The sequence below is a fragment of the Streptomyces sp. NPDC048606 genome (assembly GCF_040650855.1).
In the GTDB taxonomy this organism is placed as follows: domain Bacteria; phylum Actinomycetota; class Actinomycetes; order Streptomycetales; family Streptomycetaceae; genus Streptomyces.
Genome location: NZ_JBEZIB010000008.1, coordinates 96,961 through 109,656, shown reverse-complemented (window position 1 = coordinate 109,656; position 12,696 = coordinate 96,961). Strand labels below are relative to the sequence as shown.

Annotated in this window: 11 protein-coding genes; 3 read left to right on the top strand and 8 right to left on the bottom strand. The window is 73.0% G+C overall.

The window, feature by feature from the left end:
- Window positions 1-136 precede the first annotated feature (136 nt).
- On the bottom strand, window positions 137-1,969 hold the full coding sequence (locus AB0D01_RS11185) for an AMP-dependent synthetase/ligase (protein ID WP_363054842.1): 1,833 nt from the start codon (window positions 1,967-1,969) through the stop codon (window positions 137-139).
- An 85-nt stretch (window positions 1,970-2,054) separates the two neighbouring features.
- On the opposite strand from AB0D01_RS11185, the gene AB0D01_RS11180 reads away from it, so the two are divergent.
- Window positions 2,055-2,810 (top strand): MerR family transcriptional regulator, encoded by a 756-nt coding sequence (locus tag AB0D01_RS11180; protein ID WP_363054841.1) that lies wholly within the window; start codon window positions 2,055-2,057, stop codon window positions 2,808-2,810.
- A 151-nt stretch (window positions 2,811-2,961) separates the two neighbouring features.
- Here the strand turns inward: AB0D01_RS11180 and AB0D01_RS11175 are convergent, their stop codons facing one another.
- The 6 genes from AB0D01_RS11175 to AB0D01_RS11150 form a co-directional block, all read right to left on the bottom strand.
- Window positions 2,962-5,148 (bottom strand): 3-hydroxyacyl-CoA dehydrogenase NAD-binding domain-containing protein, encoded by a 2,187-nt coding sequence (locus tag AB0D01_RS11175; RefSeq protein ID WP_363054840.1) that lies wholly within the window; start codon window positions 5,146-5,148, stop codon window positions 2,962-2,964.
- 48 nt (window positions 5,149-5,196) lie between these two features.
- Window positions 5,197-6,411 (bottom strand): acetyl-CoA C-acetyltransferase, encoded by a 1,215-nt coding sequence (locus AB0D01_RS11170; RefSeq protein ID WP_363054839.1) that lies wholly within the window; start codon window positions 6,409-6,411, stop codon window positions 5,197-5,199.
- 57 nt (window positions 6,412-6,468) lie between these two features.
- Window positions 6,469-7,611 (bottom strand): acyl-CoA dehydrogenase family protein, encoded by a 1,143-nt coding sequence (locus AB0D01_RS11165; protein WP_363054838.1) that lies wholly within the window; start codon window positions 7,609-7,611, stop codon window positions 6,469-6,471.
- 19 nt (window positions 7,612-7,630) lie between these two features.
- A complete protein-coding gene (locus AB0D01_RS11160; protein WP_363054837.1) occupies window positions 7,631-8,656 on the bottom strand; it encodes an LLM class F420-dependent oxidoreductase in 1,026 nt (341 codons plus the stop codon).
- Window positions 8,656-9,807, bottom strand: coding sequence for a CaiB/BaiF CoA-transferase family protein (locus tag AB0D01_RS11155; protein WP_363054836.1), 1,152 nt, complete (start codon window positions 9,805-9,807; stop codon window positions 8,656-8,658). The genes AB0D01_RS11160 and AB0D01_RS11155 overlap by 1 nt, the downstream gene beginning before the upstream one ends.
- Window positions 9,808-9,926: 119 nt before the next feature.
- A complete protein-coding gene (locus AB0D01_RS11150) occupies window positions 9,927-10,319 on the bottom strand; it encodes an MmcQ/YjbR family DNA-binding protein (RefSeq protein WP_363054835.1) in 393 nt (130 codons plus the stop codon).
- A gap of 96 nt (window positions 10,320-10,415) precedes the next feature.
- Here AB0D01_RS11150 and AB0D01_RS11145 point away from each other — a divergent pair, with 96 nt between their 5' ends.
- Window positions 10,416-11,615: a saccharopine dehydrogenase NADP-binding domain-containing protein gene (locus AB0D01_RS11145; protein ID WP_363054834.1), complete on the top strand. Its 1,200-nt coding sequence runs from the start codon at window positions 10,416-10,418 to the stop codon at window positions 11,613-11,615.
- 46 nt (window positions 11,616-11,661) lie between these two features.
- Here the strand turns inward: AB0D01_RS11145 and AB0D01_RS11140 are convergent, their stop codons facing one another.
- The gene (locus AB0D01_RS11140) at window positions 11,662-12,339 is read right to left on the bottom strand and encodes an endonuclease V (RefSeq protein ID WP_363054833.1); all 678 of its coding nucleotides are present in this window, start codon (window positions 12,337-12,339) and stop codon (window positions 11,662-11,664) included.
- A gap of 25 nt (window positions 12,340-12,364) precedes the next feature.
- Here AB0D01_RS11140 and AB0D01_RS11135 point away from each other — a divergent pair, with 25 nt between their 5' ends.
- A complete protein-coding gene (locus tag AB0D01_RS11135) occupies window positions 12,365-12,664 on the top strand; it encodes a YciI family protein (RefSeq protein ID WP_363054832.1) in 300 nt (99 codons plus the stop codon).
- Window positions 12,665-12,696: the final 32 nt, after the last annotated feature.

Genomic DNA, 12,696 nt, shown 5'->3' with positions numbered 1-12,696 from the left:
TGGCCGGAGGGTCGGGACGAAGGTACGCACATGCGACCACGTTGGCCCGGCGGGCGGTCACCCGCCCGCCGGGCTCGGCCGTCCGGGTCACGCGGGGCGTCACCCGCGTGCCCCTTCGGGGGCTCGGCCGTCCGGGTCAGCCCGCCGGGTACGGGTCCTCGTACAGCGCCTCGATCAGCGGGCCGTACTTCTCCCGGACCACCCGGCGGCGCAGTTTCAGCGAGGGGGTCAGTTCACCCGACTCCGGGCCCCATTCGCCCTCCAGGACCCGGTAGCGCTTGATCTGCTCGGTGCGGTTGAGGCGGGCGTTGGCGGCCTCCACCGCGCGCGCGATCTCGGCGAGCACTTCGGGGTGCGTCGCCAACCCGTCGGGGCCCTGGACCTCGATCCCCCGGGCGGCGGCCCAGACGGGGGCCAGTTCGCGGTCCAGGACCAGCAGGGCGACCAGGTAGGAGCGGCCGTCGCCGTGCACCAGGGCCTGGCCGATCAGCGGGTGTTCCTTGACGGTGTTCTCCACCAGCGCCGGCGAGACGTTCTTGCCGTTGGAGGTGATGATGAGTTCCTTCTTGCGGTCGGTGATCCACAGGAAGCCGTCCTCGTCGATCCGGCCCACGTCCCCGGTGGGGAACCAGCCCTCGGCGTCGGTCGCGGCCTCCACCGTGCCGTCGGGACGCAGGTAGCCGTCGAAGACCGTCGCGCCGCGCGTGAGGACCTCCCCGTCCTCGGCGACCTTCAGCTCCAGACCCTCGATGGGGCGGCCCACCGAGCCAAGCCGGAACCCGTCCGGGCTGTTGACCGTGCACACCCCGGCGGTCTCGGTCAGCCCCCAGGCGTCCATGATCGTGATCCCCCAGCCCGCCCAGAAGCGGACCACGTCGATCGGCATCGGCGCGGTGGCGCTGGCCGTCCACACCAGCCGGTCCAGCCCGGCCAGTCCCAACAGCGGATCGAGCACCGCCTCCTTGACCCGGGCGTACGAGGCCTCCAGCGCGGCCGGCACCTCCTCCCCGCGTTCGCGGTGCCCGGCGACGGAGCGCGCCACGTCCCCCGCCTCGGCGATGGCCCTCTGCTGCTCCTCGGGGAGCCGCGCCAGGACCGCCCGTACGCCCGCGGCCAGCTTCTCCCAGACCCGGGGCACCCCGAAGAACTGCACGGGTCGCAGCTCGCGCACGGCGACGGCCACGGTGGTCGGGTCGGCGACGAGGCGGACGTGGGCGGCGCGCAGCAGGGGGAGGTAGATGCCGAGGATGCGTTCGGCGATGTGGGCGAAGGGCAGGTAGCAGATGTGCTCGGCGTGCTCGGGGAGGTCGACGTTGCGGTCGAGGCGGACGGTCTGGAGCAGGATGTTGCGGTGGGTGAGGCGGACCCCCTTGGGGTCGCCGGTGGTGCCCGAGGTGTAGACGACGGTGAGGGGGTCCTCGGGGCGACTCTCGCGCCAGGCCTTCTCGAAGGCGTCGGCGCGGTGCGCGCGGGCGCCGGCGGCCCGGACGGAGGCGTAGGCGCGGTGGGGTCCGACGTCGGCGGGCTCGGCGACGACGAGCCGCTCCAGCGGGGTCGCGGTGTCGGCCAGCAGGGGTTCCCAGCGGGCGAGTTCGCGGGCGCCCTCGACGACGGCCAGCCGGGCCCGGCTGTGGCGGGCGATGTGGGCGACCTGGTCGGGCGCGGAGGTTCCGTAGACGGTGACGGGGACGGCGCCGAGGTGGACGAGGGCGAGGTCGCTCAGCCAGTGCTCGGGGCGGTTGCCCATCATGATCAGCACGTGATCGCCGCGCCCGACGCCGAGGGCGCTGTAGCCGGCGGCGAGGTCGGCGACCTCGCGGCGGACCTCGCCCCAGGTGAGGGTGGTCCAGGCGGTGCCCTCGCGCCAGGAGAGCGCGGGTAGCTCCGCGTGTTCCTCCGCGTTGCGGGCGAGCAGGGTCGGGAGGGTGAGTTCCTCGGGTCGTCCGGGGAGTCGCAGGTTCGTGGTCATGGGCAGCTCCTGGCCGTTTCACATCGTTGGTGCGACAGCAATACTGTTGAACCCAAGCTGTGGAGCAGAGAGCGAGGAGCGGACGATGACCGACCGGGCGACCGAGCCGATGCTCACCGTCGACGAGCTGGCGTCGAAGGCCGGTGTCACCGTCCGCACCGTACGGTTCTACAGCACGCGCGGGCTTTTGCCCCCTCCCGTGATCGGAGCCCGTCGTGTGGGGCACTACGGTCCGGAGCACCTGTCGCGCCTCGCGCTGATCGAGGAGTTGCAGCACCAGGGCATGACCCTGTCGGCGATCCAGCGGTACCTGGACGCGCTGCCCGACGACCTGAGCGCGCACGACCTGGCGATCCACCGGGCACTGGTGACCACTTGGGCGCCCGAGGGGGCGCGGGAGTTCTCGCGGGCGGAGCTGGAGCGCCGGGCCGGACGGAGCCTCGCGGACGGTGACCTGCGCAGGCTGGCGGCGATGAACGTGCTGGCGGCCTCGGGGGACGGTTTCCGGGTGGACGTGGGTCTGCTGCGGCTCGGCGTCGCGCTGCTGGACGTGCCGATCGCGCACGAGACGATCCTCGCGGCCCGCGAGGTGCTGCTGGAGCACGCCCGGACGGCGGCCCACCAGCTGACGGCCCTGTTCCGCGACGAGGTGTGGAGTCCGTTCACCGAGGGCGAGGACGATCCGGAGCGCGTGGAGTCGATGAAGGCGCTGTCGGCGCACATGCAGCCGATGGTGGTGCAGGCCCTGGTGACGGCGTTCCAGCGGTCGCTGAAGGAGGAGTTGCGGGCGGCGTTCGTCGCGGAACCGGAGCCCGAGGGCGGTGACCGCACAGGGCGGTGACCGCTCGGGGCCGGACCCCGCCGCGCGCCGTGACGTCTCCGGGGCGTGACGTCTCCGCGCCGTACGGCCCGCCCCGTGAGGGACGGACCGCACGACGGACCGCACGGCCGGGGCCGCGCCGGCCCCGGACCCGGGTCCGGCGGGGCCGGGCTCAGTCGGCGTACGTCTCGCCGCGCTCGGCCTTCGCGACCAGGGAGGCCGGCGGGGTGAAGCGCTCGCCGTAGCGGGCGGCCAGCTCGTTCGCCCGGGCCACGAAGCCGGCGGGGCCGCCCTCGTAGCCGTTGATGTACTGGAGCACACCGCCGGTCCAGGCGGGGAAGCCGATGCCCATGATGGAGCCGATGTTGGCGTCGGCGACGGAGGTGAGCACGCCCTCGTCGAGACAGCGGACGCTGTCCAGGGCCTCGGAGAAGAGCATCCGCTCCTTCATGTCCTCGAAGGGCACGGCCCCGGCGGGGTCCTGTCCGGCCGGCTTCGCGAAGTGCTCGCGCAGGCCCGGCCACAGGCCGACGCGCTTGCCCGCCTCGTCGTAGTCGTAGAAGCCGCCGCCACCGCTGCGGCCGGGTCGGCCGAACTCGTCGACCATGCGGTCGATGACCGTGTCGGCGGGGTGCTCGCTCCAGGCACGCCCCTCGGCCTCGAAGGCCTTGCGGGTCTCGTCGCGGATCTTGCGGGGCAGGGTCAGGGTGAGCTCGTCCATCAGGGAGAGCACCTTGGCCGGGTAGCCGGCCTGTGCGGCGGCCTGCTCGATCGAGGCGGGTTCGACGCCCTCGCCGACCATGGCCACGCCCTCGTTGATGAACTGGCCGATGACGCGCGAGGTGAAGAAGCCGCGCGAGTCGTTGACCACGATCGGGGTCTTGTTGATCTGCCGGACCAGGTCGAAGGCGCGGGCGATGGCCTCGTCGCCGGTGGCACCGCCCTTGATGATCTCCACCAGCGGCATCTTGTCGACCGGCGAGAAGAAGTGCAGGCCGATGAAGTCGGCGGGGCGCGAGACCCCTTCGGCCAGGCCCGTGATGGGCAGCGTCGAGGTGTTGGAGCACAGCAGCGCGTCGGGGGCGACGACGTCCTGGATCTCCTGGAAGACCTTGTGCTTGAGGGCGGTGTCCTCGAAGACGGCCTCGATGACGGCGTCGCAGCCGGCCAGGTCGGCGGCCTCGGCGGTCGGGGTGATCCGGGCCAGCAGTTCGGCGCGCTTCGCCTCCGTCGTACGGCCCCGGGAGAGGGCCTTGTCGAGGAGCTTCTCCGAGTACGCCTTGCCCTTCGCGGCGGCTTCCGGGGTGACGTCCTTGAGCACCACCTCGATGCCCGCGCGGGCACAGGAGTAGGCGATGCCGGCGCCCATCATCCCGGCGCCCAGGACGGCGACCTTGCGGACCGGGCGGGGCTCGACGCCCCGCGGGCGGCTGCGGCCGGCGTTGACGGCCTGGAGGTCGAAGAAGAACGCCTGGATCATGTTCTTGGCGGTCTGGCCGGTGACCAGCTCGGTGAAGTACCGGGCCTCGATGGTCAGCGCGGTCTCGAAGTCCACCTGGGAACCCTCGACGGCGCAGGCCAGGATGTTGCGCGGCGCGGGGTACGGGGCCCCGTTCAGCTGCTTCTTCAGGTTCGCGGGGAAGGCCGGCAGGTTGGCGGCGAAGCGCGGATGGGACGGGGTGCCGCCGGGGATCCGGTAGCCGGGGACGTCCCAGGGCTGCTGCGACTGCGGGTTCGCGTCGATGAAGGCGTGCGCCTTGGCGAGCATCTCCTCGGGCGTGGCGGCCAGTTCGTGGACGAGGCCGTTGTCCAGGGCCCGCTTCGGGTCGTACCGGTTGCCCTGGAGCAGGACCTTGAGCAGCGCGTCGGCGATGCCCATGAGGCGTACGGTGCGGGTGACGCCGCCGCCGGCCGGGAGCAGGCCGAGGGTGACCTCGGGCAGGCCGATCCGCGAGCCGGGGGCGTCGAGGGCGACGCGGTGGTGGGAGGCGAGGGCGATCTCGTAACCGCCGCCGAGGGCCGCTCCGTTGATGGCGGCCACGACCGGCATGCCGAGGGTCTCGATGCGGCGCAGGGAGCGCTTGATCTCGGTACCGGTGTCGAAGGCGATCCGGGCGTGCTCGGGGCGCAGCCCGATCATGTCCTTGAGGTCGCCGCCCGCGAAGAAGGTCTTCTTGGCGGAGGTGTAGATGATGCCGCGGATCGAGTCCTTCTCGGCCTCGGCGCGGTCGGCGATGGCCGCGATGGAGTCCTTGAAGGCCTGGTTCATCGTGTTGGCGGACTGGTTCGGGTCGTCGAGGATCAGGGTGACGACGCCGGTCTCGTCCTGTTCCCAGCGGATCGTGGTGGACTCGCTCATGGTCACTGCTTTCGTTTCGGAAGGTCCGGGGAGGGGATGCAGGACGGTTCAGACGCGTTCGACGATGGTCGCGACGCCCATGCCGCCGCCGACGCACAGGGTGACGAGCCCGTAGCGCTTGTCCTGGCGCTCCAGTTCGTCGACGACGGTGCCCAGCAGCATCGCGCCGGTGGCGCCGAGGGGGTGGCCGAGCGCGATGGCGCCGCCGTTGACGTTGACCTTGTCGAGGGTGATGCCCATGTCCTTGACGAAGCGCAGGACGACGCCGGCGAAGGCCTCGTTCATCTCGATCAGGTCGATGTCGTCGATGGTCAGGCCGGCCTTGGCGAGGGCCTTGCGGGTGGCCGGGGCGGGGCCGGTGAGCATGATGGTGGGCTCGGAGCCGGAGACGGCGGCGGAGACGATCCGGGCGCGGGGGCGCAGACCGCCTCGCTCCCCCGCCTCGCGGGTGCCGATGGCGACGAGGGAGGCGCCGTCGACGATGCCGGAGGAGTTGCCGGCGTGGTGGACGTGGTCGATCCGCTCGATCCAGTGGTACTTCTGGAGGGCGACGGCGTCGAAGCCGCCGAGCTCGCCGATGTCGGCGAAGGAGGGCTTGAGCCGGGCCAGGGAGTCGGCCGTGGTGCCCGGGCGGACGAACTCCTCGTGGTCCAGGACGACCAGGCCGTTGCGGTCGGTGACCGGGACCACGGACTTCGCGAAGCGGCCCTCCTTGATGGCGTTGGCCGCGCGCTCCTGGGAGAGGGCGGCGTACTCGTCCACGTCGCGGCGGGAGAAGCCCTCGATGGTGGCGATGAGGTCGGCGCCGATGCCCTGCGGTACGAAGCCGGTGTCCCAGTTGGTCATGGGGTCGGCGAACCAGGCCCCGCCGTCGGAGGCCATCGGGACGCGGGACATGGATTCGACGCCGCCCGCGAGGACGAGGTCCTCCCAGCCGGAGCGGACCTTGGCGGCGGCCATGTTGACGGCCTCCAGGCCGGAGGCACAGAAGCGGTTCTCCTGGACGCCGGCGACGGTGTCGGGGAGGCCGGCGGCGATGGCCGCGATCCGGGCGATGTCGGAGCCCTGGTCGCCGACCGGGCCGACGACGCCGAGCACGATGTCGTCGATGGTGCCCGGGTCCAGTCCGGGGTTGCGCTCGCGCAGGGCGTGGATGAGGCCGACGACCAGGTCGATCGGCTTGGTGCCGTGCAGGGCGCCGTTGGCCTTGCCGCGGCCGCGCGGGGTGCGGATCGCGTCGTATACGTAAGCTTCGGTGCTCACTGGTCAAGCCTTTCGCAGGGTTTCCGAGTGGGAGGCGGGGGAAGGGGGTGCGGCGGTTCAGCCCAGGAGGGAGCGGCCGATGATCTCCTTCATGATCTCGGTCGTGCCGCCGTAGATGGTCTGGATCCGGCCGTCGACGAAGGCCCGGGCGACCCGGTATTCGCTCATGTACCCGTACCCGCCGTGCAGTTGCAGGCAGCGGTCGGCGACGCGCTTCTGTAGTTCGGTGGCCCACCACTTGGCCATCGAGGCGTGGACGTGGTCGAGTTCGCCGTTGGAGTGGTCGGTGATGCAGCGGTCCAGGAAGGTGCGGGTGACCGCGCACTCGGTCGCCATCTCGGCGATCTCGAAGCGGACGTGCTGGAGCCTGGAGAGCGGCCGGCCGAAGGCCTCGCGTTCCCTCACGTAGGTGGTGGTGATCTCCAGCAGGTGTTCGGCGGCGGCGATGGCGGCCATCGCGATGCCCATGCGTTCCTGCGCGAGGTTGGTCATGAGGTGCACGAACGCGCCGTTGAGCTCGCCGAGGAGGTTCTCCTTGGGGACGCGCACGTCGTTGAAGAACAGTTCGGCGGTGTCCTGGGCCTTCTGGCCGATCTTGTCGAGGTTGCGGCCCCGTTCGAAGCCCTCGGCGCCGCGCTCGACGACGAGCAGGGACAGGCCGTGGGCGCCGCCCTCGGGGGTGGTCCGGGCGACGACGATCACCAGGTCGGCGAGGACTCCGTTGGAGATGAAGGTCTTGGAGCCGTTGAGCAGCCAGTGGTCCCCGCGGTCCTCGGCGGTGGTGCGGATGCCCTGGAGGTCGGAGCCGGCGCCGGGTTCGGTCATCGCGATGGCGGTGATCGTCTCGCCGGAGCAGAACCCGGGCAGCCAACGGCGCTTCTGCTCCTCGGTGGACAGCGAGGTCAGGTACGGGCCGATGATGTCGTTGTGCAGGCCGATGGCCAGGCCCGGGGCGCCCGCACGGGTGAACTCCTCGGCCAGGACGGCGGCGTAGCGGAAGTCGGGGTCGCCCCCGCCGCCGTACTCCTCCGGTACGGCCAGGCCGAGCAGCCCCTGACGGCCGGCGGCGAGCCAGGCGTCACGGCTGACGACGCCGTCCTTCTCCCACTGCTCGTAGTGCGGCAGCACCTCCTTGTTCAGGAAGGTGCGGACGGTCTCGCGGAACGCCTCGTGGTCGGCGTCGTAGATCCTGCGCTGCATCGTGCGTCTCCCCCGTGTCCTACAGCCAGCTCTTGACGGTTTCGATCAGCCGGGCCGGCTCGGGGCCGACGGGCGTCACGTTGAGCATGGTGACGCCGGCCTCCCGGAAGGCCTCGACGCGCTCGCGCACGTACCCCTCGGGCCCGCACAGGGTCATCAGCTCGCAGAACTCGTCCGGGACGGCCGCCGCCGCGTCGCGCTTGCGGCCGGAGAGGTAGAGCTCCTGGATCGTGCGGGCCGCCTCCCCGTAGCCGTAGGCGACGGCGAGGTCGTTGTAGAAGTTCTTGCCGGGCGCGCCCATGCCGCCGACGTACAGGGCGATCTGCGGGCGCGCGAGGTCGCGCGCGGCGGCCGCGTCCTCGCCGATGGCGAGCAGGCCGCCCGCGACGGTGTCCAGGGGCCCCAGCGCGGGGTCCCGCTTCGCGGTGCCCGCGGCGAGGGCGTCGCCCCATACGGCGGACGCCTTCTCGGGCAGGAAGAGGGTGGGCAGCCAGCCGTCGGCGATCTCGGCGGTCAGCGCCACGTTGGCGGGGCCGAGGGAGGCGATGTGGATGGGGATCCGGTCGCGGACGGGGCGGGTGAGGATCTTCAGCGGCCTGCCGTGCCGGCCGCCCTTCTCCGCGGGCAGCGGCATGTCGGTGATGCCGTGGTGCTCGACGGTCTCGCGGCGCCAGATCCGCCGGCAGAGCTCGACGGTCTCGCGGGTGCGGCCCAGCGGCCTGTCGTACGGCTTCCCGTGCCAGCCCTCGACGACCTGCGGGCCGGAGGCCCCGAGCCCGAGCACGGCCCGGCCGCCGGAGATCGCGTCGAGGCCGGCGGCGGTCTGGGCGATGAGGGCGGGGGTGCGGGAGTAGACGTTGAGGATGGCCGAGCCGATCTTCATCCGCTCGGTGCGGGCGGCCAGGTAGCCCATGATCGTCGGGGAGTCGAAGCCCCAGGCCTCGGCGACCCAGACGGCGTCGAGACCGGCCGCCTCCAGCGCGGCGGCCTCGTCCGCGGCCTTGCGCGGGTCGCCCGCGTAGTCGAGCAGCATGGACAGTTCCATCAGGCGCCCTTCCCGGTGGTCAGGCCCGGTACGTCCCAGTCGCGGGCCACGGATGCGGTGTCGGCCCCCGGGCGGGCCGGGCCGCCGGTGACGGCCGTGGGGGTGGCGGAGAAGCGGGGCGCCGGGGCGGGTTGGGTGATGCCGCCGAAGTCGGTGAAGGTGGCGCGGGCCGCGAGGTGGGGGTGGTGCGGGGCCTCGCCCAGGGACAGCACGGGGGCCACGCAGGCGTCGCTGCCCTCGAAGACGGCCGTCCACTCGTCGCGCGTGCGGGTGCGAAAGCGCTCGGCGACGGTGGCGCGCAGTTCGCCCCAGCGGGCCAGGTCCTTGCGGGCGGGGGCCTCTGCCTCGATGCCGAGGAGCCGCACGAAGGTGTCGTAGAACTGTTGCTCCAGCGCGCCGACGGCCATGTACCCGCCGTCGGAGGTCTCGTAGGTGCCGTAGAAGGGGCAGCCGCCGTCGAGGAGGTTGGCGCCGCGCCGGTCCTGCCAGCCGCCGGCCGCGACCATGCCGTGGATCATGGCGGTGAGGTGGGCGGTGCCGTCGACGATCGCGGCGTCCACGACCTGGCCCGTCCCGTCGGGGGTGTGGGCGTGCCGCAGCGCGGCGAGGACGCCGATGACGAGGTAGAGGGAGCCGCCCGCGTAGTCCCCGACCAGGTTGGCCGGGACGGCCGGCGGCCCGTCGGCGTCGCCGATCATGCCCAGCGCGCCGGTGACGGCGATGTACGCGATGTCGTGCCCGGCGGTCCGCGCGAGCGGGCCCTCCTGGCCCCAGCCGGTCATCCGGCCGTAGACCAGGCGCGGATTGCGGGCGTGGCAGGCGGCGGGACCGACCCCGAGCCGCTCGGCGACACCGGGACGGAACCCCTCGATCAGCACGTCGGCCCGCTCGACGAGGTCGAGGACCAGGCCGGGGCCCTCGGGGGACTTGAGGTCGACGAGCACCGAGCGCTTGTGGCGGTTGGTGACGTCGTAGGCCGGGTCGATCGCGAGGCCGCCGGGGCCGGGACGGTCGACGCGCACGACGTCCGCGCCGAGGTCGGCGAGGAGCATCGCGGCGAACGGGCCGGGCCCGATGCCCGCCAGCTCGACGACGCGCACTCCCGCGAGCGGACCGCGGCCCGCGGGCCGTCCGTTCCCTGTCACTGCCATCGAGCCCCCAGCGCCCTGGTGCGAGTGTGTGACACAACTGATGTAACACCAGGGATGCTAGGAACGTGTTCCGATCGGCACAAGAGCGGAACCGCGGCTCTTTGGCCGGACCGCGCCCGCTACGCCTCGGATGCGGGGCGGGCGTCGAGGACCTTCAGGTGCCTCTTGAGCGCCACGGTCCGGTAGCTCTCCTCCACCCACTCGCACAGCACCTCCGCCGGCGGCGCCCCCTTCTCCCCCAGCGGCACCGACACCCACCCCGCCCGGCCCAGCCCGTAGCCGGTGGGCTCGGCGCCGGGGGCGGTCATGGCGTGCCCGTGCAGCGCCTCGTCCTTGAGCTTGACCGACAGGCCCGGCGGCCGGGGTCCGTCCGTGTTCCCCAGGAAGACGAAGATCTTCTTGTTCACCTTCACCACGCAGTCCTCGGGACCCCAGGGGAACTCCTCGACCGCCTCCGGCAGCCCCAGGGCGAACTCGCGCACCGTCTCCCACTTGCGCACCGCAGCCTTCACCGACGCCTCCCACTTACCGCAGGTCACACCTGATCGCACAGACCGTCGGGTCCCACGCTAACGTCAGGCCCCGACACCAGCTGGGAGGAGCGGTCCATGAACGAGCACGTCCGCGACCACGGTCCCGAACGGGCCCACGACGTCGTACTCTTCGGCGCCACCGGATTCGTCGGCGCCCTCACCGCCGAGTACCTCGCCGCACACGCGCCGGCCGGCTGCCGGTGGGCACTGGCCGGGCGCGACCTCGCCCGCCTCGAAGCACTGCGCGAGCGACTCGCGGGCCTGAACCCGGCCTGCGCCGGGCTGCCGCTGCTGCGCGCCGACGCCGGCGACGCCCGGGAGATGCGCGAACTCGCCGCCTCGACCAGGGTGCTGGCCACCACGGTCGGCCCGTACGTCTGGTACGGGGAGGAGATCGTGGCCGCCTGCGCCGAGGCGGGCACCGACTACGTGGACCTCACCGGCGAGCCGGAGTTCGTCGACCGGACGTACGTCGCGCACGACGCGCGCGCCCGCGAGACGGGGGCCCGACTCGTGCACGCCTGCGGCTTCGACTCGATCCCGGCCGACCTCGGGGCGTACTTCACGGTCAACCGGCTGCCCGCCGGAGTGCCGCTGCGCGTGGACGGGTTCATGCGCTCCTCCGCGCTGGCCTCCGGCGGCACCCTGGCCTCCGCCCTCACCGCGATGGGCCGGGGCCCGCAGACCCTGTCGGCCGCGCGGGCCCGCCGGCTGCACGAGCCCCGGCTGCTCGGACGTCGCGTACGGGGACCCGTGGGCGCCCCGCGGTTCAGCCGGGAGACCGGCACCTGGGCGCTGCCGCTGCCCTCGCTGGACCCCCGGGTCGTGACCCGGTCGGCGGCGGCGCTGGAGCGCTACGGGCCCGACTTCCGCTACCGGCACTACGCCTCGGTGCGGCACCTCCCGGTCGCCGTGGGCGGGAGCGCCGCGGTGGGCGCGGTGGCGGCGCTCGCCCAGGTCCCGCCGGCCCGGCGGTGGCTGATGGGCCGTTGGGAGTCCGGCCGGGGCCCGGACGCGGAGCGCCGCGCGCGCAGCTGGTTCACGGTCCGCTTCGTCGGCGAGGGCGGGGGCCGCCGCGTGTTCACCGAGGTCTCGGGCGGGGACCCGGGCTACGGGGAGACCGCGAAGATGCTGGCCGAGTCCGCGCTGTGCCTGGCCCACGACGCCCTGCCGGAGCGCGCCGGGCAGCTGACGACCGCCGTGGCGATGGGCGACGCCCTGCTGGACCGGCTCCAGAAGGCGGGCATCCGCTTCCGGGTGGCCGACGAGCGCTGACCCGCCGCGGGGCGGCCCGGGAGCGCGCGGCTCGGGCCGCCCGGGGTCAGGAGGCCTCGCGCAGGGCGCGCCGGCACAGCGAGTCGGCGTGCCGCGTGGTCTCTGGGAGCCGGAAGCGCGGGCTGAGCGCGAGGGCGTGGGCGCAGGCGTTGTCCAGCGAGACGCGGTGCCCGACGGAGACGTAGACCGGCTTGACGCCGCGCCGCGTGCGCAGGGCCCGTCCGACCTCGGCGCCGTCGGGCGCCAGGAGCGGCGCGGCGGCGCCGCGGGCGCCGGCGGGTTCCTCGTAGGTGAAGGTGAAGGGGTTCTTCGCGACACCCATGCTCGGCAGGCCGGTGACCACCCCGAGGTGGCAGGCGAGCCCGAAGCGGCGCGGGTGGGCGAGGCCGTAGCCGTCGCAGACGACGAGGTCGGGGGTGACGGCCAGGGCGTCGAGCGCGTCGAGCAGGGTGGGCAGCTCGCGGAAGGCCAACAGGCCCGGAACGTAAGGGAAGCTGACGGGGCCTACGGCCGTCGACTCGGCGACGACCTCCAGCGTGGCGGCGTCCAGGACCACGACGGCGGCGGCCACGAGGTCGCGGTCGTCGTCGTAGGCCACGTCCACCCCCGCGACGAGCCCCCGCCCCGGCGGGGGGCCCGGCTCGTCGAGCACCAGGCTCTCGCGCAGTCGGTCCTGTATCGCCCGGGCCTCGGTCTCGTCCGCCGGGGGCTTCGCACTCGTCATGGGAAGCGAGAGTAGCCTGACGATCATGTTCATCATGGAACTCACCTACACCGCACCGATCGAGGCCGTCGAGGAACACATGGACGCGCACCTCGCGTGGCTGGACGGGTACTACGCGAGCGGCGTCTTCCTCGCCTCGGGCCGCAAGGTGCCGCGCGAGGGCGGCGTGATCGTGGCCGCCGGTCCTTCGCGGGCGGAGATCGAGCGGATCGCGGCCGGGGACCCCTTCGCGGTCGCGGGCGTCTGCGCCTACCGGATCACCGAGTTCATCGCCACGAAGACCTCGGCGGACCTGGCCCCGGTCCGCGAGAACCCGCCTGCCTGACCGTACGGCCACGGCCGCAGCCCCTCCAGGAG

Excerpts from the sequence above, each read along its gene's own strand:
- AB0D01_RS11185 (WP_363054842.1), bottom strand. The coding sequence starts at position 1,969 with ATGACCACGAACCTGCGACTCCCCGGACGACCCGAGGAACTCACCCTC.
- AB0D01_RS11180 (WP_363054841.1), top strand. The coding sequence starts at position 2,055 with ATGACCGACCGGGCGACCGAGCCGATGCTCACCGTCGACGAGCTGGCG.
- AB0D01_RS11175 (WP_363054840.1), bottom strand. The coding sequence starts at position 5,148 with ATGAGCGAGTCCACCACGATCCGCTGGGAACAGGACGAGACCGGCGTC.
- AB0D01_RS11165 (WP_363054838.1), bottom strand. The coding sequence starts at position 7,611 with ATGCAGCGCAGGATCTACGACGCCGACCACGAGGCGTTCCGCGAGACC.
- AB0D01_RS11160 (WP_363054837.1), bottom strand. The coding sequence starts at position 8,656 with ATGGAACTGTCCATGCTGCTCGACTACGCGGGCGACCCGCGCAAGGCC.
- AB0D01_RS11155 (WP_363054836.1), bottom strand. The coding sequence starts at position 9,807 with ATGGCAGTGACAGGGAACGGACGGCCCGCGGGCCGCGGTCCGCTCGCG.
- AB0D01_RS11145 (WP_363054834.1), top strand. The coding sequence starts at position 10,416 with ATGAACGAGCACGTCCGCGACCACGGTCCCGAACGGGCCCACGACGTC.
- AB0D01_RS11140 (WP_363054833.1), bottom strand. The coding sequence starts at position 12,339 with ATGACGAGTGCGAAGCCCCCGGCGGACGAGACCGAGGCCCGGGCGATA.
- AB0D01_RS11135 (WP_363054832.1), top strand. The coding sequence starts at position 12,365 with ATGTTCATCATGGAACTCACCTACACCGCACCGATCGAGGCCGTCGAG.